The organism is Mucilaginibacter gotjawali, assembly GCF_002355435.1.
GTDB lineage: Bacteria > Bacteroidota > Bacteroidia > Sphingobacteriales > Sphingobacteriaceae > Mucilaginibacter > Mucilaginibacter gotjawali.
Map to the genome: position 1 here is coordinate 4,209,675 of NZ_AP017313.1, position 22,402 is coordinate 4,232,076.

General features: G+C 46.6%; 26 protein-coding genes. 23 read left to right on the forward strand and 3 right to left on the reverse strand.

The genetic code is table 11. From position 1 onward, the window contains the following. Positions 1-177: 177 nt before the first annotated feature. From MgSA37_RS18555 to MgSA37_RS28330, 23 genes are all read left to right on the forward strand, one after another. Entirely contained in the window at positions 178-573 is a 396-nt protein-coding gene (locus tag MgSA37_RS18555) for a plasmid mobilization protein (protein WP_096354011.1), read from the forward strand. 315 nt (positions 574-888) lie between these two features. Next, complete coding sequence (locus MgSA37_RS18560; protein ID WP_096354013.1) at positions 889-2,208, forward strand: relaxase/mobilization nuclease domain-containing protein; 1,320 nt, start codon at positions 889-891, stop codon at positions 2,206-2,208. A gap of 17 nt (positions 2,209-2,225) precedes the next feature. Then, positions 2,226-2,855 carry a ParA family protein gene (locus tag MgSA37_RS18565; RefSeq protein WP_096354015.1) on the forward strand — a complete coding sequence of 210 codons (630 nt, stop codon included), beginning with the start codon at positions 2,226-2,228 and terminating at the stop codon, positions 2,853-2,855. Between the two features lie 327 nt (positions 2,856-3,182). Next, positions 3,183-3,446 (forward strand): hypothetical protein, encoded by a 264-nt coding sequence (locus MgSA37_RS18575; RefSeq protein WP_096354018.1) that lies wholly within the window; start codon positions 3,183-3,185, stop codon positions 3,444-3,446. Continuing rightward, the gene (locus MgSA37_RS18580; RefSeq protein WP_096354019.1) at positions 3,443-3,772 is read left to right on the forward strand and encodes a hypothetical protein; all 330 of its coding nucleotides are present in this window, start codon (positions 3,443-3,445) and stop codon (positions 3,770-3,772) included. The genes MgSA37_RS18575 and MgSA37_RS18580 overlap by 4 nt, the downstream gene beginning before the upstream one ends. 2 nt (positions 3,773-3,774) lie before the next feature. Beyond that, positions 3,775-4,068, forward strand: a complete 294-nt coding sequence (locus MgSA37_RS18585) for a DUF4134 family protein (protein WP_096354021.1) — start codon at positions 3,775-3,777, stop codon at positions 4,066-4,068. Positions 4,069-4,161: 93 nt separating this feature from the next. Then, positions 4,162-4,470, forward strand: coding sequence for a DUF4134 domain-containing protein (locus MgSA37_RS18590; RefSeq protein ID WP_096354022.1), 309 nt, complete (start codon positions 4,162-4,164; stop codon positions 4,468-4,470). Next, entirely contained in the window at positions 4,470-4,775 is a 306-nt protein-coding gene (locus MgSA37_RS18595) for a plasmid transfer protein (protein WP_096354024.1), read from the forward strand. The genes MgSA37_RS18590 and MgSA37_RS18595 overlap by 1 nt, the downstream gene beginning before the upstream one ends. Continuing rightward, positions 4,756-6,972: a TraG/VirB4 family ATPase gene (locus tag MgSA37_RS18600; RefSeq protein ID WP_232010678.1), complete on the forward strand. Its 2,217-nt coding sequence runs from the start codon at positions 4,756-4,758 to the stop codon at positions 6,970-6,972. Before MgSA37_RS18595 ends, MgSA37_RS18600 begins: the two co-directional genes overlap by 20 nt. Before the next feature lie 325 nt (positions 6,973-7,297). After that, on the forward strand, positions 7,298-7,468 hold the full coding sequence (locus MgSA37_RS28325; protein WP_157750363.1) for a hypothetical protein: 171 nt from the start codon (positions 7,298-7,300) through the stop codon (positions 7,466-7,468). A gap of 84 nt (positions 7,469-7,552) precedes the next feature. Beyond that, positions 7,553-9,214, forward strand: coding sequence for a group II intron reverse transcriptase/maturase (ltrA, locus tag MgSA37_RS18605; RefSeq protein ID WP_096354025.1), 1,662 nt, complete (start codon positions 7,553-7,555; stop codon positions 9,212-9,214). 112 nt (positions 9,215-9,326) lie between these two features. Continuing rightward, a complete protein-coding gene (locus MgSA37_RS18610; protein WP_262497483.1) occupies positions 9,327-9,878 on the forward strand; it encodes a TraG/VirB4 family ATPase in 552 nt (183 codons plus the stop codon). A 4-nt stretch (positions 9,879-9,882) separates the two neighbouring features. Next, entirely contained in the window at positions 9,883-10,554 is a 672-nt protein-coding gene (locus tag MgSA37_RS18615; protein ID WP_232010680.1) for a hypothetical protein, read from the forward strand. Continuing rightward, complete coding sequence (locus tag MgSA37_RS18620; protein WP_096354027.1) at positions 10,551-11,222, forward strand: hypothetical protein; 672 nt, start codon at positions 10,551-10,553, stop codon at positions 11,220-11,222. The genes MgSA37_RS18615 and MgSA37_RS18620 overlap by 4 nt, the downstream gene beginning before the upstream one ends. Next, positions 11,219-11,563, forward strand: coding sequence for a hypothetical protein (locus tag MgSA37_RS18625; protein ID WP_096354028.1), 345 nt, complete (start codon positions 11,219-11,221; stop codon positions 11,561-11,563). Before MgSA37_RS18620 ends, MgSA37_RS18625 begins: the two co-directional genes overlap by 4 nt. Next, positions 11,472-13,994 (forward strand): helicase-related protein, encoded by a 2,523-nt coding sequence (locus tag MgSA37_RS18630; protein ID WP_096354030.1) that lies wholly within the window; start codon positions 11,472-11,474, stop codon positions 13,992-13,994. The genes MgSA37_RS18625 and MgSA37_RS18630 overlap by 92 nt, the downstream gene beginning before the upstream one ends. Before the next feature lie 101 nt (positions 13,995-14,095). Next, positions 14,096-16,111 carry a type IV secretion system DNA-binding domain-containing protein gene (locus tag MgSA37_RS18635; RefSeq protein WP_096354031.1) on the forward strand — a complete coding sequence of 672 codons (2,016 nt, stop codon included), beginning with the start codon at positions 14,096-14,098 and terminating at the stop codon, positions 16,109-16,111. A gap of 21 nt (positions 16,112-16,132) precedes the next feature. Beyond that, positions 16,133-16,576, forward strand: coding sequence for a M23 family metallopeptidase (locus MgSA37_RS18640; RefSeq protein ID WP_096354033.1), 444 nt, complete (start codon positions 16,133-16,135; stop codon positions 16,574-16,576). Next, entirely contained in the window at positions 16,573-17,799 is a 1,227-nt protein-coding gene (locus tag MgSA37_RS18645) for a zincin-like metallopeptidase domain-containing protein (RefSeq protein ID WP_096354034.1), read from the forward strand. The genes MgSA37_RS18640 and MgSA37_RS18645 overlap by 4 nt, the downstream gene beginning before the upstream one ends. Before the next feature lie 12 nt (positions 17,800-17,811). Further along, on the forward strand, positions 17,812-18,591 hold the full coding sequence (locus tag MgSA37_RS18650; protein ID WP_096354036.1) for a DUF4099 domain-containing protein: 780 nt from the start codon (positions 17,812-17,814) through the stop codon (positions 18,589-18,591). Next, complete coding sequence (locus MgSA37_RS18655) at positions 18,591-19,220, forward strand: hypothetical protein (RefSeq protein ID WP_096354037.1); 630 nt, start codon at positions 18,591-18,593, stop codon at positions 19,218-19,220. The genes MgSA37_RS18650 and MgSA37_RS18655 overlap by 1 nt, the downstream gene beginning before the upstream one ends. A gap of 10 nt (positions 19,221-19,230) precedes the next feature. Then, entirely contained in the window at positions 19,231-19,704 is a 474-nt protein-coding gene (locus tag MgSA37_RS18660) for a PH domain-containing protein (protein WP_096354039.1), read from the forward strand. A gap of 128 nt (positions 19,705-19,832) precedes the next feature. Beyond that, entirely contained in the window at positions 19,833-20,060 is a 228-nt protein-coding gene (locus tag MgSA37_RS28330) for a hypothetical protein (RefSeq protein ID WP_157750636.1), read from the forward strand. Between the two features lie 300 nt (positions 20,061-20,360). On the opposite strand, the gene MgSA37_RS18670 is transcribed toward MgSA37_RS28330, so the two are convergent. From MgSA37_RS18670 to MgSA37_RS18680, 3 genes are read right to left on the reverse strand one after another with little or no spacing between them, the layout of a single operon-like run. After that, positions 20,361-21,158: a competence protein CoiA gene (locus MgSA37_RS18670; protein WP_096354042.1), complete on the reverse strand. Its 798-nt coding sequence runs from the start codon at positions 21,156-21,158 to the stop codon at positions 20,361-20,363. Then, positions 21,158-21,349 (reverse strand): hypothetical protein, encoded by a 192-nt coding sequence (locus MgSA37_RS18675; RefSeq protein ID WP_096354044.1) that lies wholly within the window; start codon positions 21,347-21,349, stop codon positions 21,158-21,160. Before MgSA37_RS18675 ends, MgSA37_RS18670 begins: the two co-directional genes overlap by 1 nt. Before the next feature lie 31 nt (positions 21,350-21,380). Beyond that, positions 21,381-22,208: a tetratricopeptide repeat protein gene (locus tag MgSA37_RS18680; protein ID WP_096354046.1), complete on the reverse strand. Its 828-nt coding sequence runs from the start codon at positions 22,206-22,208 to the stop codon at positions 21,381-21,383. Positions 22,209-22,402 lie beyond the last annotated feature (194 nt).

The following is a 22,402-nucleotide window of genomic DNA, read 5'->3' on the forward strand; positions in this document are numbered from 1 at the left end:
TTGTCCGACAAAAACTCCTTCGTCGTAATTTGTCAGCCAATCGCAATCTTGCCCCGGACGTCCCGCTCCGTTCAATCGTCGTTACGCCGGTCCCCGGCTATACTCCTCATTCACTCCGCAGGACAACCGGGGAATATCGGGAACTCGCAACTCGTTCCCTCTTTTTCAGATAGATGTATGCAAACAGGCAGGCCCAAAAAGACAGCCGATAAACGGACAAAGAAGGTAGACGCAAGGTTTACAGAGGACGAATTTAAACTGGTAATTGAGTTAGAAAAGACGCTGGGTGTCCGCAGGACTGATCTGGTACGGAACCGGTTGTTGCAGGATGCCTCGCTCACCATTGTCAACGCGAAGGAATTGATTGGCCTGCTTGACGGAATTGGTTCAGAAATGGGAAGGTGTGGCAATAACATCAACCAACTGGCGCGATACGCCAATATCCTGAATAAAAACGGCAGGCTATCGCCGGTAGTAATGGAGCGGTTTAACCTGCTGTTTGATATATATATTCAAAACCAGAAGGCTTTGGAAATAGCGCTGAGAAAGATCATTCGCTTATTGGGAAGGTAAATGGTTTAGAACCCGGAACTGGTTCGCAGGGAACTGGTTAATCATTAATCCGTTCGCAGCGAACTGGATAAAATTAAGCAGGTTCTGAAAGAACGGGTTAAAAAATAACCTGATTGGTTTTCGCAGAGAACGGGTTCGCTGGGAGCGCGTTCTTCAGGAGCAGAAGGTTAGCGAACTGGTTTTTTAGCAGCGCGTTCGGAATGAACGAGTTTTTAATGAACACGTTCGTTTATAACAGGTTCGTTGTGAGCTGGATTTTTAGAACCAGTTCCCGTTGAGCCTGCTCCTCATTAACCTTTTCTTATTTCACTGCCTATGATTGTTCGTATAATGCCGTCTGCAAAAGAATTTAAAGCAGTCAGCTATAACACCAACAAAATTGACAAGGATAAAGGCGAGTTGATGAAGGTGGCGAACTTCGGGCCCTTACAGGGTTTGCAGCAGTTGCGCCCGGAAGATTACCGGAATTACCTGAAAATGGTTTCCGCAACCAACAAGCATGTAAAGCTGCCGCAGTTTCACGCAGCGATTTCAGCCAAAGGAAAGGAATATACCAAAGATGAGTTAACCGCTATTGCCGTACAATGGCTTGGAAAAATGGGTTATGGCGAACAGCCATATCTGCTCGTTTACCATAAGGATACGAAGAATAACCATATCCACATGGTGACCACGAGAGTCGGCAAGGATGGCAAAAAGATCAGTGACAGTTTTGAAAAGGTCAGGGCAGTTAAGCAACTAAATGTTGTATTAGGCATCGATGAAAAGCATGATGCCAAATCTGATATAGCAAAAGCGCTGACCTACCAAGTCGGCACCAAAGCACAATTTATGATGGTGCTGGAAAGCCTGGGCTATACACTGAAGCAGCAGGACGGAAAATTAGCCGTTATCAAATTTGGCAAGCAACAGGATGAAATTGACCAGCCCCTTATCGAAGAAAGGTTAAAAAATTACACCCCGGACACGGACAGGAAGGTTCAGTTAAAGGCCTTATTCCATAAATATGCAGCCGGTTATGATACTACCCTGATCAAAAAATATGGCAAGTACACTTCCGGATTTGCGGCCTTTCTGAAGGAAAAACTTGGTATCGATCTCATTTTTCATGCTTCAGGCGATAAACCGCCATACGGTTATACGGTCGTTGATCATGCAGGAAAAACCGTATTCAAGGGTGGCGAAATTATGTCCCTGAAAGAATTATTAGCACTGCAAAAAGATGATCGCTTTGAAGCGGAGACTGTGGTTGCTGCACACCGAAAACAAGCAGACAGTGCGCACGGGGAGGAACAACGTGATTATTATGCGGCAATATTAAAAGCCGCCTTGTATAATTATCCCGATTTCATTCAGGGGCTTTACCACCAGGGCCTGACGCTTACCCGGCAAGGCGAAGATTTCTATTTAGGTGATCCGGGAACCGGCGTGTATATGGATACAGCGGATCTACTGGAGGAAAAAGATTTCGGTCACATGGCCGAGCAGTTCAGCCAATACACTGAAATGCAGGAAGAGATCAACCGTCAGCATATTTATATCCCCGAACCCTATATCGCCCCCGACATTGACGACGAGGCCATCCATGGCAGGAACCGCAGAAGAAAGAAAAAAGCAAGAACTAACCACCGCTAACATTAATTTTTTAAATCATGGTCATTATTGTAGGCAACCAGAAAGGCGGGGCCGGAAAAAGCACGCTCACACTTTTGCTGGCCAATTATCTAACCCGGTCGAAGGACTGTAAGGTTACCGTTTTAGACATGGATTACCAGCAGTCCATTTCACAGAAGTTTGAAAAAGCCAAGATCCTTGAAAACGCCGAACCCTATGAGGTGCTGGCTTATAGCCTCGCTGACTTTCCCGAAATGGAGGATACCATCAAAAGCAGTCCGAAGGATATCGTACTGATCGACCTGCCGGGCAAACTGGATGACGACGGCCTGATCCGGGTGTTTAAAGCAGCCGATATAGCGGTGTGCCCATTTTCTTATGACGAGTTCAGCTTTGAGTCCACGGTGCCTTTTGCACTGGTGCTGAAAAAGATCAACCCGGATGTACAGGTGCTGTTCGTACCGAACCGTATCAAAGCAAATGTCAAATATGAGATCAAAACGGAAGTGAACGAACAGCTTAACCAGATCGGGATTGTTACTGCGGTCATTCCTGACCGGATCGATTTCCAGCGGGCCAACACTTTCCAGACACCCCTGGCGGTGCATGCGGCCATTGTGCCGGTATTCAGCCACATCTTTCAAGATTATATCGAACCCCATTTATGAATGAAATCAAAACCCTGGCGGACCAGCTAAGAAGCAGGATGGCCAAACCGGACACCCCGGAAAAGCCAGCGGCGGCACCAAAGAAAAAGCAACAAAACCCCATACGATTCCGGCCATCATCGACCAGCTTCGCGCCTATGATATTACCGGTCATAAAACACTGGTGCATGGACGCTTCGATGTACAGACTGCACAATTGCTGCACCACCTGAAAATGGCGACGGGCATCGAGGTGACGCGGGTGCTTTGCTATGCAGTGAAGCAGCTGTTGGAAAAACACCCGGAAATTAAAACAGTGATTAAAGAACACTTAGACAAATTCGAGCTATGAACTGGAAACTTTTTAACGACAAAAATGCCACTGAACGCCAGGCAATATTGGAAAAGATTATGGCCTTCGATGAAAAAGAACAAAAGGCTACGGTGCATGCGCGACTGGACAAGAAAACAGCCATGTTGCTGAAACAGCTGAAACTGGCCACAGGCGTCGACATCCAGCAGGTGATCGCCTACGCAGTTAGCGAACTGATCCGGCAGCACCCGGAACTGAAAATCATCATCAAAAACTTCCTCAAAAAATTGAACGAATGAACTGGATACACTTTTTACTATGGGTGGCCGGGATATACTCCGTGTATTACCTGTCCGTAATTCTGATTGACCTTGCCGGGAGCAGGCGCATCCCGGCAGAGCAGCAGCATAACCAGGAGCTGACGTTTTCAGAAACCGTCACCCCAACAAAACTACAGCATGATCCTGTTGCAGGAGACAGGACAAACAGTAAGCCCCGGCCGGAAGCACCTGCCAAACGGAAAACCGGGCCGGAAGTGATTGGTTCCGGCGGTGTCGGCTTTAACGAGCTATTCCGCCTGGCCAAACAGGAGGCTATCATCTACACACAATCCGTAAGCTTTTAACGATGAGGAGATTTCTAATATCCGGTTGCTGTTGCCTGCTGGCATTGAGGGCAAGCGCCCAACCCGGAATAGATGAAATGCAGCAAGCGCAGCAGCAACTGGCTTCGTCATTCTTTTCAGCAATGGATTTTGCTTTGGTTCTGGCGGGCCTTTTCGGCATTATCGGCGCGGTGCGCATTTACCATAACTGGCAGTTGGGCCATCCGCGTATTGACGAAGCGGTTGCCGCATGGTTTTTTGCTGCTGTGTTCATGGTGATGGCAGGCGCTTTCCTGCGGGCAGTATTCGGCATCTGATCCGCTATTTAATACCCAAATAACCCTGGCGGTTTTCCCGATAAAAACCGGGAGGCCGCCTTTTTATTTCAAAACAAATTAATACCTCTTTAAATGAATAAATTAAAAACAATGTGGGCCACAGCCGTTGTGCTGGCCCTGGGCACGGCATCCGCCTTTGCCCAAAACGGTGTCACCGGCATCAATTCGGCCACCACCTCCCTGAAAACCTATGTGGGCCCGGTAACAAATGTCGTACTGGTCATCGGCGGTATTGTGGGCATCGTCGGTGCGATTCGGGTGTACTCCAAGTGGAATTCCGGAGACCAGGATATCAATAAGGAATTGATGGGCTGGGGAGGCTCTTGCGTATTCCTGGTGGTTTCCGCAGTCGTGATCAAGGCATTTTTCGGATTGACCTGATGGCAAGGCGCTATGCAATATACAAGGGGCTTCAAAAACCCCTTGTTTACCGCGGCTTCAAAGGGAAATTTATCTTTTGGGGCGTAGGCGCACTGCTCGCCGGGCTGGTCCTGGGAGGCCTGACGATTGCGCTGATCAATATGTGGCTCGGCGCTTTAGTGCTGGTCGGCTGCATTGTAGGGGGGCTGCTGTATATCGCGAACAAACAAAAAAATGGCCTGCATAGCAAATCAGGCGACAAAGCCATCTATATCCATCCATCCAGCTTAAAAAAAATCAATCGTCATGGCAAAACAAGTATTTAAATTACCCTATGCAGGCATTGACGACGGGCTACTGATTGGCTCCGGCGGCGAATTTTCCATCGTTATTCAAATGGTGAATCCGGTCATCCGTTATTCGGCTTCCGCTCCGGCGTATGATGAGTTTCACCAACTGATGATCAATATTGTCAAGATATTGGGCGACGGCTACCTATTACAAAAGCAGGACGTGATCAGCAGGGGTATTTACCCTGCAAAACAGGCGGATGAATACCTGCAGCAAAAATACAATGATCACTTTGCCGGCCGCAGGTTCCTGAAGGTGGACACCTATCTTACGATCACCAGGCAGGTAAAAAAGGGCGCGTTTTATGTCTATGAGGCTAAAGCCCTGCGGGATTTCCGGCAGGCTGTCGGCAAGGTCATGGATGTGCTCACCGCTGGCAAAACTTCACCGAAACTGCTGGATGAGAAAGGCATCAACCTGTTGGTCATGCAGATCCTCGCAATGGAGTTCGGCGGACCCGTTTCATTAAACAATATCAACCCCACAGAAACAGAACTGAAGATGGGCCCGCGTTCGGTACGCAATATCAGCCTGATCAATATCGATAATATCGACCTCCCCCTGGAAGTGAGCAGCCATATCGAGCTGAACGAAAAAGATACGCTGCGGGGATTCCCGGTGGACTTTCTTTCTTTTCTGTTCAGGGTGCCCGAATTTGAGACGATCCTTTTCAACCAGGTCATTGAAATACCCAGCCAGACGATGACACTGCGCAAGCTGGAGCAAAAGAAAAAACGGCATTCCGGCATTCCCGACCCGGCCAATCAGATCTGCGTTTCAGATATTGATCTGTTATTGAATGACGTGGCCAGGGAAAACCAACTGCTGGTCAACTGCCATTTCAATATCGTCGTCGCAGCCGCGAATGAGCATTTGCAGAAATCCTGCAATTTTATTGAAAGCACCCTTTTTTCGTTGGGAATCATTCCTAGCAAGAACGCCTATAACCAGCTGGAACTTTTCCGGACGGCTTTGCCGGGCAATGGCGTAGAGCTCAAAAATTATGACTGGTTCCTCACTACCTGCGACGCCGCCGTCTGTTTCTTTTTCAAGGAGGCCATGCAGCAGGACGAGCCTTCTGACTTCCTGATCCGCTTCACGGATCGCCAGGGTGTCCCGGTAGGCATCGACCCGGCTGACCTCCCGATGCGGACGAACCGGATCAATAACCGGAATAAGTTCGTCCTTGGACCGAGCGGCTCCGGCAAGAGCTTTTTTATGAATGCGCTCATTGAACAGTATATGGCCTACAATATGGATATGGTCATTGTCGACACAGGTCATTCCTATTCAGGTTTATGCAGCTATTACAAGGGCAAGTACATTACCTATACAGATCAGAAGCCGATCACGATGAACCCCTTCCAGATCAGGGAGGATGAATACAATATTGAAAAGAAAGATTTCCTGAGCACTTTGATCGGCCTGCTATGGAAAGGCGCGGACGGCACTTTCAGCCAGGTGGAACGGGATGTGATTTCCCATGTGATCAGTGCCTATTACCACCAATACTTTAATCAAAAGAAATTACCGCCATTGACCAAAAAGGAGCTGCTCGGGTTGCGAAAAAAAGTGCTGGAAGAAATGAAAGGTGGCTCGGGTATCTTTCCTTTTGAGGAACCTGACCTGGAAATCATCGCAGACGAATTACAGGAACAGGAACTGAGCAGCAATGATGAACAATTATTGGACGGATTGACACATCGGAAAGATGAGGCGCCACCTGAACAGCTAAGCCCGTTTAAAGCCGCTTTTGAGCAGAAATACGCGGAGGCTATCATAGAAGAACGGGCGGTCCGGTTAATAACCAAATTTGCTAACCCCATTCCTGAGCTGAATTTTAACAGCTTTTATGAGTTCGCCCTCTGGAAAATACCGGAGATCAGGAAGGAAGAACATATTCCTTTTGACGTGGATGAGTTTCGCTATGTGCTGAAGAAGTTTTACGGGGGCGGGGAATACGCAGCGATATTGAACGAGCCGGCAGACCAGTCATTGTTTACCGAAAAGTTTATCGTTTTCGAAATCGACTCCATTAAGGAATCGCGGATACTATTTCCCATCGTAACGCTCATTATCATGGATGTATTCATCCAAAAGATGCGTTTCCGTTCCGACCGTCGTAAGTGTTTATGCGTAGAAGAAGCGTGGGTACGACTTGATGCTGCATAAGTGATTGTCTGACACTTAGATCAGACCTGCTGTTTCGTCGGCAGTAACCTACTGGCACATGCATTACTGGTAACGGTTTTGTATGAAGTTGCCGGGATAAAGTGCCCTTTCGCGATGAAGGAGCAAAAGCCGTGAGGCTAAGCAACAATCTTTAGTACTATAAGATTAGGGTACAAGGTTGAATGGTATGGCTAACATAAGTGAACTGTCGTTTGAACCATCGTAACTTCGAACGAGCCAAAGGTACTGAAAGGCTCGAACCCAAAATGGGAAGCAGTTGGATAACCCAGTCCAAGCATGAGTTACACGAACAACAAAACTGCCGGTGGATAGACAGAGCCTAACCCATTCATTTGTCATTTATGCAGAACAAGGTAAGCCCGTATCACTCCTGCTGGCGCAGGAAAGCGAGCCGCAAGGTGAGCCGATAGTGGTGCGGGTAGAGGAATGTAGAAAAAGCGAACGCCATCCTGTAATCGGATGGATAAGGGTTTAAACGTCACCCTACGCGAAAGCGGGCAGACTTCTACGAGGTAACTTTTTACAATTAACTAATAGAACTTTCAAAGGAGGAAAGCAAATGAACGTCATTAAAACAACGTGTGCCCCTGCCGACCAACAACACAATTGGGACAGCATCGACTGGAACAAATGTGAGCAGGAGGTTAGAAAGCTACAAGTTAGACTTGTAAAGGCTCAGAAAGAAGGCAGGTATAATAAGGTGAAAGCCTTACAATGGCTGCTAACACATTCGTTTCACGCCAAAGCATTGGCTGTAAAACGGGTAACTTCAAACAAAGGTAAAAGGACATCGGGAGTTGACCATGTTTTATGGTCATCTTCAGAAGCCAAGTATCAGGCCGTAAGCGACCTGAAAAGAAGGGACTACACCCCTCAACCGTTAAAACGGGTTCATATTAAGAAGAGTAACGGGAAGCAACGTCCGTTAGGAATACCCACCATGAAGGACAGGGCCATGCAGGCACTGTATCTGTTGGCCTTAGAGCCAATCGCTGAAACCACAGCGGATAGCCATTCTTATGGCTTTCGCAAGGAACGCAGCACAGCAGATGCACGCCAAATGTGCTTTACAGCACTTGCAAAAAGAGTCTCTGCCGAATGGGTACTGGAAGCTGACATAAAAGGATGCTTTGACCACATTAGCCACGACTGGCTGCTTACTCACATCCCAATGGATAGAGTGGTGCTGAAGAAATGGCTCAAGAGTGGCTTCATCTTTAATAAAGAGCTGTTCCTGACAGACGAAGGTACACCGCAAGGTGGCATCATTTCCCCTACGCTTGCAAATATGGCTTTAGATGGGCTGCAAGATTTGCTTGCAGAAAAGATTAAAAGGAAACGGGTCAGTAAAACGACCTGTATTAATCCCAAAGTACATTTGGTGCGCTATGCGGATGATTTTATCATCACTGGCAAAAGCAAGGATCAGTTAGAAACTATCGTCTTACCGTTAGTCAGGGATTTTCTTACCGAGAGAGGCTTAACCCTTTCCGAAGAAAAGACCAGGATAACTCATATAGAAGATGGGTTCGATTTCTTGGGCTTCACTATCCGAAAGTACGAGGGCAAATTCCTCATCAAACCATCTAAGGAAAAGTTGAAGAAGTTTTCTGAAAAGGTAGCAGGCATTATTGATGCCAACAAAACCAGCAAACAGGACTCTTTAATCAGACTTTTAAACCCTGTAATAACAGGTTGGGCGAACTATTACAAAGGGTGTAATGCTTCCGACACTTTCAGGAAAGCGGACTACCTGATATTCCAGAAACTATGGGCATGGGCGCTAAGGCGTCATCCTAAAAAGGGTAAATATTGGATTGCGAATAAGTATTTCCGCACGATCAAAAATCAAAACTGGCGTTTTGCCGTGGATACTGCCTACAAGGGTAAAGACGATGTTTTTGTCCTAAAGAAGCTGTATGATACCAAAATTGTCAGGTATGTGATGATTAAGCAGGATGCTAATCCGTTCGACCCTGAATGGAACGCTTACTTTAAAAGGAGAGAGACTTATAAAATGCTCGAAACTTTTCAAGGTAAAAAGCCTGTACTATACATCTGGAAAAGGCAGAAAGGTGTTTGTCCAATCTGCGGCGAAATCATTGGCAGGGAACTTCCATGGGGCACTACCGATTATTTGGTAAATGGTCTTATCCAAAGAACTCTCGTCCATGATACGTGCCGCAGAAGAAACGACCAATTAAAATTGAAGTTATCATGAGCCGGCTTCTATATAGAAGCTTAAAGTTACTTGAGCCGTATGAGGGGAAACTCTCACGTACGGTTCTTAGGGGGAAAGCGGGAGTAATCCTGCCGACCTACCCGACAAAGCGATAGCCAGTCCGATGATGGCGGGATATATATTGTACCTCTATAAAACGGTCAGGAAATTTTGGGGAGAAGCAATCGTAGTTACACAGGAACTGGGCGACATCATCGGCAATGCGGTAGTCAAAGACAGCATCCTGAATAATTCGGATACTGTATGCCTGCTCGATCAGACCAGGTTCAAGGACAATTATAAGGACATCGCGGCTTTGCTCTCCATCAATGAAACCGAAAGGCGAAAGATATTTACGATCAATCAACTCGATAATACCGACGGGCGCAGCCGCTTTAAGGAAGTGTATATCCGGCGCGGTTCTGTCGGCGAGATCTACGGGGTCGAAGTGGCGCTCGAACAATACCTCACATACACGACTGAAAAACCAGAAAAACAGGCGGTGGAAGTGTATGTGGAATATTTCGGCACCTATCCCAGGGCGCTCGACCTTTTTGTTACCGATTTCAAAGAAAGCAAACTGGCGTTGGGCGAATTCGTCAGCCGGGTCAATAAATCCGGGAAGCCAATCAATTTATTATCCTATAAACCCATTATTTTTTAGTCCAATGATGAAAACAACATTTTTAATGCTGCTCCCGCTTTGCTTTTTTGTAAGGCAGGGAATGGCTCAGGTACTCGTCGTAGATCCGACAACCTCCGCCGCTGTCGCTGTGAACAGCGCCGTGATCAACGGCCAGCTGAATACCACCAACAATAACCTGAGCCTGATTCAGAAAGGCCAACTGGCGGTCACAGGGCAACTGGTCATCGTCAACAACCTTCAAAATAAAATTTACCAGGGACTCAGCCAGGTCGCGTCGGTAATTAGCAATCTGACCACCATCAAAGAAATCGCGGATTGCGGCACTGATATCGTCAGCGATGTGGAGCAGGCGATGATATTGGCCAAATCCGATCCGGTACTGCTTTTATTCGCTGAACGGGGTGCAAGGGATTTTGAGGCGAGGGCCATTACCCTGGCTACCGACGTCAGCGCCTTTGTATTGAAAGGCGGCGGGCAAAATTTGATGGATGCGGGCGAAAGAGGCAAACTGCTCAACCATATTGAAACGGAGATGCAAATATTACGGGGCATCGCTTATGGTATGCAAAGGGCCATGTATTGGGCGAAGATACGCGGGATATGGGCCTCACTAAACCCCTGGGAGACCTGGAAAAATATGGATGTGCAGATAGCCAACGATGTTGTTAATAATGCTAAATACTTAAAACAATGAAAAGAAAGTTAGTTTTATTCCTTTTACCGTTCGCCTTTTACCTTTCCCCTTGTTTTGCACAGCAAAGCACCATCGATATTGCCGGGATGCACCAGCTGATCGACCAGTCCAAAAACGAGCACACCCAACAGGTAAATGCCAGGAACAACCAGGCCGCAGTGAACGCCAATGAACAGGCCAACCTCACGCTACTGGAGAAGCTGAAAAATATGTACCGCACTTTGCAGCAGCGGTACAATACCCTGGGGACTGCCATCAATATTGCGGACATCGGCATTTATGCCACCCCAATGGTCGAACAGATCATCAGTTACCAGGGCCAGGTCGTTAAGCTGGTACAAAAGAACCCGGCCATCGCCTTTTTAGGTGTACAGTCGGAAATTGAATTTGTCGAAAAGGCCGAAGGGCTGTTGGGCTACGTAGCCGGACTAACATTATCTTTCGGCGATGTGAACCAGATGAAGGCGTCCGACCGGAAGCTGCTTTTCGATTACGTCATCCAGCAGCTAAGCGAGATACAGGAACTATCCGGCAACCTGGTTAATACTTTAAGTTATTCCAATCTGTCAACGCTGCTCAGATCGCTGAACCCTTTTCAAAACTTTGTCGATATGGACAAAAACATGGCTGAAGACATTATACAAAACGCAAAATATCTTAAACAATGAAAAAACCTTTTGCATTTCGTATTTTACTTTTCACCTCCAGCCTGTTTTTTGCTTTCTGCTTTTCGCTTTCAGCTCAAGCCCAGGAATACGTTTTTGACCAGCAATATTTCGTATCCGTAGAGGCTAACCAGGCGGTGCGCAGCAGCGCAGAATCGACCCACGATCAGTATTTGGGCAAAATTAATAACAACATCCAGGATGTAAATATTAACGTAGGTTCGGTCGTGCTGGCGGAAACGATCATATACAATGATCATTGCCGCCATGGAAATGAAACGGCTGGGTATTGTGCAGAAGCCAATGATCGCAGCGATGAAAGCCAATGTTCAGCAAATCGCTGAAACATTCCGCATCGCTTACCCGAATGCGAAACTTCTTGCGCCGGGTGAAAATGATTTTACACCTGCTAAACGTCGGCAGATCTTTCACCAGATCAAAAACAATAACTGGGATTGTATTATCCTGACCCATGAACAGTTCGGGATGATTCCGCAGTCCAAAGAAGTTCAACGCCTCATTTTCGAAACGGAACTGGAGGGCGTGCAAAAAGACCTGGATACCTTAAAAAATTCAGGGACAGAATTATCAAGGAGAATGCTGAAGGGCATGGAAATCCGCAGGAATAACCTGCAAAGTAAGCTGAACAGCGTGATCTACGCCATTGAACAAAGGAAAGACACAGGCATTGATTTTGAACAAATGAATGTTGACCATCTATTTATCGATGAATCTCACCGCTTTAAAAACCTGACGTTTACGACCCGGCATGACCGCGTGGCCGGTTTGGGAAATATAGAAGGCAGTCAGAAAGCGCTGAATATGCTTTTTGCAGTGCGTACGCTCCAGGCCAAATTTGATGCCGATTTGTGTGCGACTTTTCTGTCCGGCACGCCCATATCCAACAGCCTGACAGAAATGTACCTGATCTTCAAATACCTCCGGCCAAAAGAACTGGCGAGGCAACGAATCGAAAACTTTGATGCCTGGGCAGCGGTTTATGCACGGAAGACCGTCGACTTTGAATTCTCCGTTACCAATGAGATCATCCCGAAAGAACGGTTCCGGTATTTTATCAAAGTGCCGGAGCTGGCGCTTTTCTATAACGAAATCACCGATTATAAGACGGCCAAACATATCAGGCTTGACCGGCCCGAACTGGATGAGGTCCTGGTCAACATCAAGCCCACTGCCGATCAGCAGGAGTTTATCCAAAAGCTGATGCAATTTGCGAAGACGGGGAACGGCAGCCTGATCGGCAGAGGGCAACTCACCAGGCAGGAAGACATTGCCCGGATGCTGATCGCTACCAATTACGCCAAAAAGATGTCCGCAGACATGCGGCTGATTAACCCCGATTATGATGACCACCCGGATAACAAAGTAAATATTTGTGCCCGGAAGGTTGCGGAGATCTATCATGAAAGTGCTCCCCATAAAGGCACACAAATCATTTTCAGCGATACAGGCACCCCGAAAACAGGTGCCTTTAATATTTATGATGCCCTGAAGAACAAGCTCGTTAACGACCTGGGTGTACCTGCCGATGAAATAACTTTTATCCATGACTGGTCAGAAAAACAAAGGCCGGAACTGTTTCGCAAGATGAATAATGGGATTATCCGGATTCTGTTAGGCAGTACCGACAAGGCAGGCACGGGTTTGAATGTCCAGGAAAAGATGGTTGCCATACACGATTTTGACATACCCTGGACGCCAAAGGATTTGGAACAGCGGGGCGGCCGGGGTGCCAGGCAGGGCAACGTTGTGGCCAAAGCATTTTATGACAATAAAGTCCGGCGGTTTATCTATGCTATTGAACGTTCACTGGATAATTATAAGTTCAGCCTGTTACAAAATAAACAGCGGTTCATTAATCAAATGAAAAATAATGAGTTGCAATTACGGATAATCGACGAGGGTGCGATGGATGAACAAAGCGGGATGAATTTTTCTGAATACATCGCCATTCTTTCCGGGGACACTTCCTTACTGGAAAAGTCTAAACTGGAAAAGAAAATAGCCGTCATGGAAAGCCTGAAAGCGGCGCACTATAAGGAAATCGCCAGAACACGGTATAGCCTGGAAGATTTTGAAAGGCAAAAAGAAAATACTGAAAAAATGGTCAGCCGCTTGAGCAGCGATGAGCAGGTTTATAAAAAGCATTTGAAGTATGATAAGGATGGCGCTAAAGCCAACCTGATACGCCTCGATGATTTTCATTCAGGCAACCCGGAAGAGATCGGAAACCACCTCGTCAAACTTCATAAGTCCTGGAGGCCTGAAGAAGGACAGACAGGAACCGGAAAAATCGGCCATCTTTATGGTTTTGAACTTATGGTTCAACGCCAGACGGAGTGGCTGGAAGAAAAAGGCAGAAGCCTGCACAGGGAATATAATACTTTTTACGCGATCAGGCCCGAGACGGGCATCCGGTATACTTATTCATCCGGCGTTCCAAATCCGGATAACGCCAAACTGGCGGCCCGTTATTTCCTGAATGCTATCGATAAAGTGGAAGATTTGCTGTCCAGATACCAAAAAGAATTAGCCGAACTTAACGACAATATCGAAACAACTGCCGCCCTTGTTAGCAAACCTTTTGAAAAAGAAGAAGAACTGAAGCAAATGAAGGCGGAACATGCGAAATTGGAAAAAGAGATTTCGCAAAAAATCAGGGAGAACCAGCAGGTTCAGCCTGACCAGGAAGCTACAATAATAGCGCTCGCCCGTGACACGGAAGAGCCTTTGCTCCAATCCGGGATAAGCCGGTAATCATTTTCCAAATACTCCTGAAACATCATGGTTAGCTTCGGCCATTTTTCAATGTCCGCTTCACCGCTATATCCTTTTGGTCCATTAAAAATAATTTACTTATGGAGGAAACACACGCGCAGCAAAAGCTGCACGGCTTCATGCAATGCCTCATTTATATCTCCATTGCGCTCGAAGCCGCTATATTTGTATATAAGCAAGCCCCGTTCTGGGGCTTTTTTTATGGTGCGCTGGATAAGCTGAGCCATATCGCTATTTATCGGCAGCTGATCTATAGCAAGCTGGCCACCCTGTTGCTGATCTGTTTAGTGAGCATAGGCACGCTGGCCAAAAAGAAACAAGACCTCGATCCGAAAAAACACATTATCTACCCGCTATCGTTAGGGCTGTTCTTGTTTTTTGGGAGTATCCTGTACTGCAACCGGCCTTCGCCATTTGCCTTTGCATATACCACCTGGTTCAACATAGGGTATATGGCCTGCTCCCTGATCGGGGCAATACTAACCAGCCTATCAATGGATAACGTGTCAAAGATGATCCGCTCAGGATTGGGTAAGGATATCTGGAACGTGGAAGGTGAAAGTTTTATGCAGCCGGTCAAGCCGGATGTTACGCCTTATTCCGTGAATATTCCCATGCTCTTTTACTATAAAGGCAAAGTAAGGGATGGCTGGATCAATATCGTTAATCCCTTCAGGGGGACTATCCTGATCGGCACACCCGGTTCAGGTAAATCATTCGGGGTGGTCAATACTTTTATCCGGCAACTGATCGCCAAAGAGTTCTGCGCCTGTGTCTACGACTACAAATATCCGGACTTAGGGAAAATTGCCTATTACCATTATCTGTTGGCCAGGCAGCAGGGCAAATGCAAAAACTTCGGGTTCCATGTTATTAACTTAAATGATGTGGAGCGGAGCCGCCGGACCAATCCCTGGCGCAGTGATTACTTACGAACACTGGCAGACGCATCCGAAGGGGCCGAAGGCCTGGTGGAAGCCATGAAAAAAGGTGATAAGTCCGGCGGTAGCGACCAGTTTTTCACGCAGTCAGCGATCAATTTTTTGTCCGCTTGTATCTACTTTTTTAGTAAGTACAGCAATGGCAAATATTCCAGCTTTCCGCATGTATTGTCCTTTCTAAACCATTCCTATGAGGATATTTTCAATACGCTCTTTTCCGAGCCGGAGCTGGTTTCTTTATTATCGCCCTTTAAAAGCGCCTATGTGAGCAAAGCTTTTCCACAGCTGGAAGGACAGATCGGCACATTGAAAATATTCATCAGCCGCCTGGCGACAAAAGAAATGTTTTGGGTCTTTTCAGGCGACGATTTTAACCTGAAAATTTCGGATAAGGACACGCCGGGAATCGTAGTACTCGCCAACGACCCGAATACGCAGAACATCAATTCAGCCTGCTATTCAGTGGTGATGAACCGCCTGACCAAGCTGATCAACAGCAAAGGCAACCTCCCATCGGCATTGATCATCGACGAAATCCCAACCTTATATACCTATAAAATTGAAAACTTACTGGCTGTGGCACGGAGTAACAAGGTAGCCATTTTAATGGGGCTCCAGGAACTTCCTCAGTTCAATCAGCAATATGGGAAAGATACCGCTGCGACGATCACTTCGGTAGTGGGCAATATCCTGGCGGGTTCGGTCCGAAATAAAGAGACCCTCGAATGGCTGGAACGTCTGTTCGGCAAATCCAAACAAATCGGCGAAAGCCTGTCCATTGACCGCAACAAAACATCTACCTCTTTACAGGAAAAATTGGAGCCGCTCATCCCGGCAGGAAAAATGGCTTCGCTGAATACAGGGGAAATCGTCGGCCTGGTCGCCGCAGACGTCCAGGAAAAATTTACCGGGCGCTTTGATACCTCTGCGATCAATTGCAAGGTCAATCTTTCCAGAAGCGAGCTTGAAAAAGAGGAAGCGGGCTACCGTGACCTGCCTGTATACTACGACTTTGGAGACAAAAAGGAGGAAATCCTGCGCCAAAACTTTATGCGCATCAACAAAGAAGTGGAAGAAGTAGTCGCTGCTTTTCGCAAACCACCGGCCCAGGTACAGGTCATTCCGAAATCACGCGCGGGTAAGGCTAAAAAATAGTCCGTTTCATTTCAAAAAAACATGAATAAAATATTATGGTACTGCCTGGCGGCGCTGCCGCTTCACCACCTGCTACTGACCTCCGTCTACGGTTTCAGGGTTCACCCGATTACGGGTAAATACGCCTTTCACAGTGGCGTAGACCTACGGGCAAGACGCGATACGGTATATGCTGTACTCGATGGTGTGGTGACAGATGCCGGTTATGACCGTTTGTCGGGTATTTATATCCGGCTGGATCACGGTGATTTCCAGAGCAGCTATGGCCACCTTTCCCAAATCCTGGTCATTCCGGGGGACAGCGTTGCTGCGGGTGACGTCATCGCGATTTCCGGTTCAACAGGTAGGTCAACCGGGGAGCACCTCCACTTCAGCGTTGCTTTTCATCACATCAGTATCGATCCGCTCAAATTCCTGCTGGACATTCAAAAACTTAATCAACAACATAAGGAGATAAAACAATGAGTAACAATTTCAAATCATTAAATGAAAAGGTCAGTGAAAAAATGATCTCGGATTTAAAAAGGGGCATTTCGGTTTTTCAGAAACCCGACAACAGCCCGAACAGCATGCTGCCGTTCAATATCGAAAGCGGGAACCGCTATACAGGCGCAGCCGCGCTGACCCTGCTGATGCAACGACGGGATGATCCGCGTTGGGCGACCTTCAACCAGGCAAACCGGAACCGCACCGCCGTATTGGCAGGATCAACAGGTACTTTCATCAACTTTCATTCAAATTATGCCATCAAAATCGTATTTGAGAACGGCCAGCCGGTGCTGCGCGAGAACGGTTCACAGCGTACCGAAAAGATAAGGTTGAAAGAACCGGAACTCGTAGAGGCTAAAGTTTTCAATGGGGAGCAGTTACGCAAACTGCCTAAATGGGAAAAGGAGCCGCAGCAACTTACACCGGCAGAAAGAGCGCAGGTGATACTGGATAACAGCAAAGCAGTCATCGAACACGGCGGCGATGAAATGGTTTATGACGCCAAATCGGATACTATTGTCCTGCCGGAAATGGAGCAATTTGCAAAGCCGGAACAGTATTACGCCGAAGCACTGCACCAGCTCGCGCACCGAACAGCCGCACAGGAATTAGATCAATCACAGGAATCGGCTGTGGACGAGTCGTCGCACAGTAAAATAGAACTGCGCACCAATCTGGCTTCGCTGTTCTTAAGCAAAGAACTCAACCTGCCTTACGACCTCAATTACCACGTGGGCTATGTAAATAGCTGGGCGCAGGTAATGAAAGGCGACCCGGCTGAATTGTTTAATGCTGCCGGCGACGCGCAGAAAATTGTGGATCGTATTCTGGGCTTTGAACGGCAGATCGCGCAGCAACAGGAGGCGCATCAGGAACAGCAAAATGAACTACCGGCTCAACACCAGCCTGCGGCTGAAACTTCATTTAATCCCGACAAGCTGAATAAGGGCGAAGTCATTCCCTATGACGGCAAGGAGTTTAAAGTGGTGGCCGAATTGAAAAACAAAGTTTACCAGATGCAGGACCTGAGCGATAACCGCAAATTTAAAATGAGCTCAAAAGATGCCCTGTTTGCCAACTTACTGGAAGCACGCAATTATTCACAGGAAAATGTTCTGGACCGTAATGAGGCCCGCGAAACGGGACAGGATACTTCTGTCCAGGAAGAAGAAAACCAGGGTTACAGCATAAGTATTTAAAAAAAATAAAACATGATTAAGCAAGTATTTAACTGGCAGGATCTTCCGATGGAAGAACTGGAAAAAATTCATTTGGCAAAAGACGGCGAACTGCTCCTCGAGAAGGATGATCTGACACAGCTATTGTCCGGGAGGCGTACCAGTATGCTGCGGCTGGAAGATCTGGAATTGGATGGGCTGCGAATAGAAGTACTGGACGCGAAGCTGTCTTTAAAAGAAAATAAGGACGGCAGTATCGGTTTGCTATTGCACCCTATTTACCGTAAACCGGATATACCTTCGTTTCTGACCGCCGCACAGGCCGAAATGCTGGAGAAAGGCGATATCATCAGTCTTCAAAAGATGATCTTTGACGATGAGGGCCACGCCAAAGAAGTGCTGGTGGAGTTTGATAAAGATACCAACGAATTTATCATCACCGACACGGAAAAGATCCAGGCGCCGGATATGATCAATGGCATTCCTTTGACTGCTGAACAGAAGGACAGGTATAAAAAGGGCAGGGAAGTGGAAACACCGGACGGCACGACCATCCAATATTCCGGTACTGACAAGCAGGGTATCCGTTCGGATAAGCTTGCGCTGATCGCATCGATCATTGTAGACGGCGGCGTTTCCTATATGCTGTACAAAGGTTTACACGCTTTGTGGGGTAAGGAAGATAAAAAAAGAGGTGTTGGCAAAAATTACCATGAGGCCCTGAAAGAAATGCAGCAACGGGAGTCAAGGGATTTTGCGAAGCCGGTGCAGGATGACCTTGACAACGAACATAGCGAAACCATTTCCCGCTGATGCACCCTTTTTTAACCCGGCTGGGCATTGAGCCGGAAGTACAGGCATTCTTCGAACCTTTTTACCGGGCGGATGAATTGAGAAACCTGCTGTTTGACTACGGCGACGGCGTGGAACATTTCGGCTTTGCCTTTCACAAAGTACCGTTTTCCCAAAACTTCTGGATGGCGGGCAACCGTAATTTTCGGCAAGTCAGGCAGGTCGTCATCTGCGCCTCGGCTATGGAAGCGGTTTCCTGGCTGAAAAATAAGCAGGCTGCCTTTCCTTTTTTTGATGGCCTCTTATTCCTGTCTGCCGGTGTTTATCCCCTTCCCGTTCATTACCGCTGGATAGCAGACCATTTATCTGTTAAAGAATTCCGATTGGTCTTTGGCCGTGATTTGACCGGCAGGGTAGCCGACCTTAAACTGGCAGCAGGTATCAGGCAATGGCCGGTAGAGATTTACCATCACGACGACAAGATTGTGGTTAGCTTCCGTTCCGAGGTTTTTTTTTTCAGCCAGGAAACTTTCAGTCTGAATGCTTTTGAGAAAGCAGCAAAATATCGCTTTGGCATTCCTGCCGATAAACCAAAAGGTTTCGACAGCTATTTTGACCAATTAAAGGCAAACGCCTTTTTCGCCACTTAATTCTAAATTTATGGAACTTGAAAACTTGAATTCGCCGCAGGCGATCAGCCTGCGGCCTGCCGCTATTTTTGCGTTGATAAAAGTATTTCCGCTGATCATCCTTACGTTGGGCTTTTTGTTTTTAGCCTGGTGGATCTTCCCGGCTTTTATATGGCTGAGCCTGATTACGTTAGGGATGACCCTCTACCGTTTGACCTATATCCGCAAAATCAACTATTTGGTTACGCCTGAATTCGTCCGGATCAGCCGGGGTATTTTTTTTAGGCGGACAGACCAGGTGGAGCTTTTTCGCGTCAAAGACTACATTTTAACGCAGTCATTTTTATTGCAGGTATTCCGCTTAATGGACCTGGAATTGACAAGTACTGACCCGGTTAATCCGGTGATCTGGCTGCGGGGTATCCCGCATAGCAACCTCATAGACACCATCCGGGAGCATGTGCAGGAAACCCGGCAGCACAATAGAATTTACGAGATTAATTAAACTTTTTTGTAAAAAAACTTTCTAAAAACTAACATATTTAGTATATTTAAGGTATGAACCATCAGGCGTTGCCGCTAAAAATCAATGCATCTGATAGTTCATTGTCAATAAAAAAATAAAATACTCCTATGAAAACGGCACTCATCTTCCTGTTTACCACGTTTATTTCCATTGCCTGCCTCATGTCGGCGCTGGGTTCCCCGCATCCTGTACTGCTCTATCTCATCGGCTTTGGCGTATGGGGATTGTTCCTTTGGCATTGCTCCCTGCGGATGAAGAAAAAAGAGGAAAGACGTATGCACGAACAACAGTTCCAGGAGTTTATGCGCCAGCAGACACGCAAGCCGCAGCGTTGAGTCCAACTTCATTTTTACAAAGCATAAATAAATTTATTAGTACCTTTGTATTTCATATGGCAGGTACTCTACTTGCCTTTTGTGATAAGGTTTAGGTTAAAGCCCGCAAGCTGCGAGAGTAAGCGGGCTTTTATTTTCCGCCTTATTTTATGGAGGTTAGTATTAAGATGATGTTCTGTTGCCAACTGACCAGAGATCAGTCTGAAAAGTTTGAGGATATAAATGTTAAGCACAGCCATTAGCAAGTCTGAACAGGTTTACGCAAAATCATCTGCCGCTTGCAATCAAAATTTTGTCACATTAACCATCGGCTTGGCTGGTGTACTTGGCTATAAATTCTTTTTTCTTTACTGCCTGTAAATAAAGCAACGGTGAAGGTTCTTGAGTTCTTTGTTTGATCAGGTATAAAGATTCATCACCGAAGTCGAGGAAAACCGGCGCATTGGATTTAAGCCATCCGCTTACTTTGTTCTTCCAGCTAAAAAGCCAATATTGTTTTTCACTTTTATCAAATTCTTCAACTACTAACCGCAACTCCGGATCTTCAAGGGTGAAACTCCTGAGCAGCCCTTTTTGTCTATGCCAGTTGTATTCATCCTTTACATAGAAACGGGGAGACTTAGCTAAGCCGTTATGATCAACTACAAAGTAAAAGTCAACCAAAAAAAGAGATTTAGGATTTGGTGTGGCACTGGCAAATGTAAATTGTTCTTTGAAAGGCTGCGCGTTGACTACCCAGATCAGCTTTTTGTAAAATGTGTTCCGGCTTTCTAATTCTTTTGATGATAAGGGGGAGTGCTGAAATTCTATCGTCATGCCTTGTGGCGTATGAATATCAGCCCGGTGAAACTCTCCCGATTGCTCATCCCGAAAAATCACCTCGCGCCATGCCGGCGCAAAATTGTTTTGCCAGTCCAGATGCCATTGCGTCATTGGCTCCCACCAAGGGTCGCAGTCGATGCGTTGCGTATGCGCCCAATGATGAATTTTAATGGAGCCACATTTGGCAATTACATAGTTGCCGCAGCCCGGACAAATGCCTTTCAGGCCCGTGGTCGGCTCTCTCAATTGTCCGTCAACGTTTGCGTAGCGTATCATCAGATACAAAGGTAAGGTTCAAAGCTGAAAGCAACGGTGGTGTAACGAGTCGAAAATCTTTGTGTCACCGGTTCTAGCTCAGTTTTTACCGCAAAAAAGTGAAAAGCCTCAAGATTAAAGTGAAGAGGTTTTGCATTTAACCCAGCCAATGCTGGCAAAAAACCGTTTTGTAACCCTTTATGCTTATCCAACAAATTTTAAGCCTGATCCCTGGTCCGGGGATCAAAGTACATTCATTTTAAGGAGAGTCTCGAGCCGACCATCCTTTTCCCAGAATTTCCGTGTCTTTGACCAATAATGGAAAGCCTCTTGCTTGCTCCCTAAAGGAAAAACCCCTTCAAAAATATAAGACTGTTCAAACTCGTCAAATGGAAACTCATGTACTGCTTTAGCAAATTCTGCTGCTACATGGGGAAATGCGGATTTAGCAATGGCCAGTTGGGAGATCGCCTCCTCCGTTTTGTCGAGTTGCAATAATGCTAAGGCTTTTCCGTAAAGAAAATCAGCAGAATAATCCCCCTCATATTCCTCCTCCAGCTTAAGAATTTTTAAGTACTCTTCCCTCCATAGTAAACACTCCAGCATCAAGTAACGGATGCCCTGGTTGTCTGCCGGATTTACCCTTAACAAAAAATCCAAAGCGCCTTCAGCTCTTTCATAATCCTTTGCTTTAAACAATTCTACAGCATAAGCCTGAAACACGCGTAACAACGGCCGGTTATCCATATGGCTCCAAAGTATCTGGTCATAGCCTATAATGAAATCAGCCGGAAGGGCTTCTTTGGCAATGTGCCAGGCTTTAATGATCAGCGCATTGCCTTCGATGCTTTTGTTTCGGTCATTAAAAAGCAGCCCCAGGTGCAAAATGGCATCCATATGGGCATCTCCACATGCGCGGATTATTTTTTTGAATATCCTTTCTGCTTTAGCGGGGGCCTGGTCCATTAAGTCTACGGCGTCCCAAAACTGCTCTTCATAGGGCTCAATAACTTCCGGATTAACAGTCCGCCAATGCTCTCCTAAGTCTTTTTGTAAAAACGGTTGATTCATCCTTTCGTAATAATAGGGTGCAATAATAACGAAAATGGATCAGGCATTTTATTCTTGATTATATTATAGGTCCAGTCGTTATCTGATTAGGAGGCAATGGGTGCATATATAATCAGTGATTATATATGCCAACGAATTACTGCAGAGAATCAACAGGCCTGAGTTATTTACCAGGCCACTCAATTTGAGTTTGT

Excerpts from the sequence above, each read along its gene's own strand:
- MgSA37_RS28330 (WP_157750636.1), top strand. The coding sequence starts at position 19,833 with ATGAAAACGGCACTCATCTTCCTGTTTACCACGTTTATTTCCATTGCC.
- MgSA37_RS18565 (WP_096354015.1), top strand. The coding sequence starts at position 2,226 with ATGGTCATTATTGTAGGCAACCAGAAAGGCGGGGCCGGAAAAAGCACG.
- MgSA37_RS18585 (WP_096354021.1), top strand. The coding sequence starts at position 3,775 with ATGAGGAGATTTCTAATATCCGGTTGCTGTTGCCTGCTGGCATTGAGG.
- MgSA37_RS18590 (WP_096354022.1), top strand. The coding sequence starts at position 4,162 with ATGAATAAATTAAAAACAATGTGGGCCACAGCCGTTGTGCTGGCCCTG.
- MgSA37_RS18645 (WP_096354034.1), top strand. The coding sequence starts at position 16,573 with ATGAGTAACAATTTCAAATCATTAAATGAAAAGGTCAGTGAAAAAATG.
- MgSA37_RS18635 (WP_096354031.1), top strand. The coding sequence starts at position 14,096 with ATGGAGGAAACACACGCGCAGCAAAAGCTGCACGGCTTCATGCAATGC.
- MgSA37_RS18620 (WP_096354027.1), top strand. The coding sequence starts at position 10,551 with ATGAAAAGAAAGTTAGTTTTATTCCTTTTACCGTTCGCCTTTTACCTT.
- ltrA (WP_096354025.1), top strand. The coding sequence starts at position 7,553 with ATGAACGTCATTAAAACAACGTGTGCCCCTGCCGACCAACAACACAAT.
- MgSA37_RS18650 (WP_096354036.1), top strand. The coding sequence starts at position 17,812 with ATGATTAAGCAAGTATTTAACTGGCAGGATCTTCCGATGGAAGAACTG.
- MgSA37_RS18600 (WP_232010678.1), top strand. The coding sequence starts at position 4,756 with ATGGCAAAACAAGTATTTAAATTACCCTATGCAGGCATTGACGACGGG.
- MgSA37_RS18660 (WP_096354039.1), top strand. The coding sequence starts at position 19,231 with ATGGAACTTGAAAACTTGAATTCGCCGCAGGCGATCAGCCTGCGGCCT.
- MgSA37_RS18670 (WP_096354042.1), bottom strand. The coding sequence starts at position 21,158 with ATGATACGCTACGCAAACGTTGACGGACAATTGAGAGAGCCGACCACG.
- MgSA37_RS18615 (WP_232010680.1), top strand. The coding sequence starts at position 9,883 with ATGATGAAAACAACATTTTTAATGCTGCTCCCGCTTTGCTTTTTTGTA.
- MgSA37_RS18655 (WP_096354037.1), top strand. The coding sequence starts at position 18,591 with ATGCACCCTTTTTTAACCCGGCTGGGCATTGAGCCGGAAGTACAGGCA.
- MgSA37_RS18555 (WP_096354011.1), top strand. The coding sequence starts at position 178 with ATGCAAACAGGCAGGCCCAAAAAGACAGCCGATAAACGGACAAAGAAG.
- MgSA37_RS18575 (WP_096354018.1), top strand. The coding sequence starts at position 3,183 with ATGAACTGGAAACTTTTTAACGACAAAAATGCCACTGAACGCCAGGCA.
- MgSA37_RS18640 (WP_096354033.1), top strand. The coding sequence starts at position 16,133 with ATGAATAAAATATTATGGTACTGCCTGGCGGCGCTGCCGCTTCACCAC.
- MgSA37_RS18625 (WP_096354028.1), top strand. The coding sequence starts at position 11,219 with ATGAAAAAACCTTTTGCATTTCGTATTTTACTTTTCACCTCCAGCCTG.
- MgSA37_RS18680 (WP_096354046.1), bottom strand. The coding sequence starts at position 22,208 with ATGAATCAACCGTTTTTACAAAAAGACTTAGGAGAGCATTGGCGGACT.
- MgSA37_RS18580 (WP_096354019.1), top strand. The coding sequence starts at position 3,443 with ATGAACTGGATACACTTTTTACTATGGGTGGCCGGGATATACTCCGTG.
- MgSA37_RS18630 (WP_096354030.1), top strand. The coding sequence starts at position 11,472 with ATGATCATTGCCGCCATGGAAATGAAACGGCTGGGTATTGTGCAGAAG.
- MgSA37_RS18560 (WP_096354013.1), top strand. The coding sequence starts at position 889 with ATGATTGTTCGTATAATGCCGTCTGCAAAAGAATTTAAAGCAGTCAGC.
- MgSA37_RS18595 (WP_096354024.1), top strand. The coding sequence starts at position 4,470 with ATGGCAAGGCGCTATGCAATATACAAGGGGCTTCAAAAACCCCTTGTT.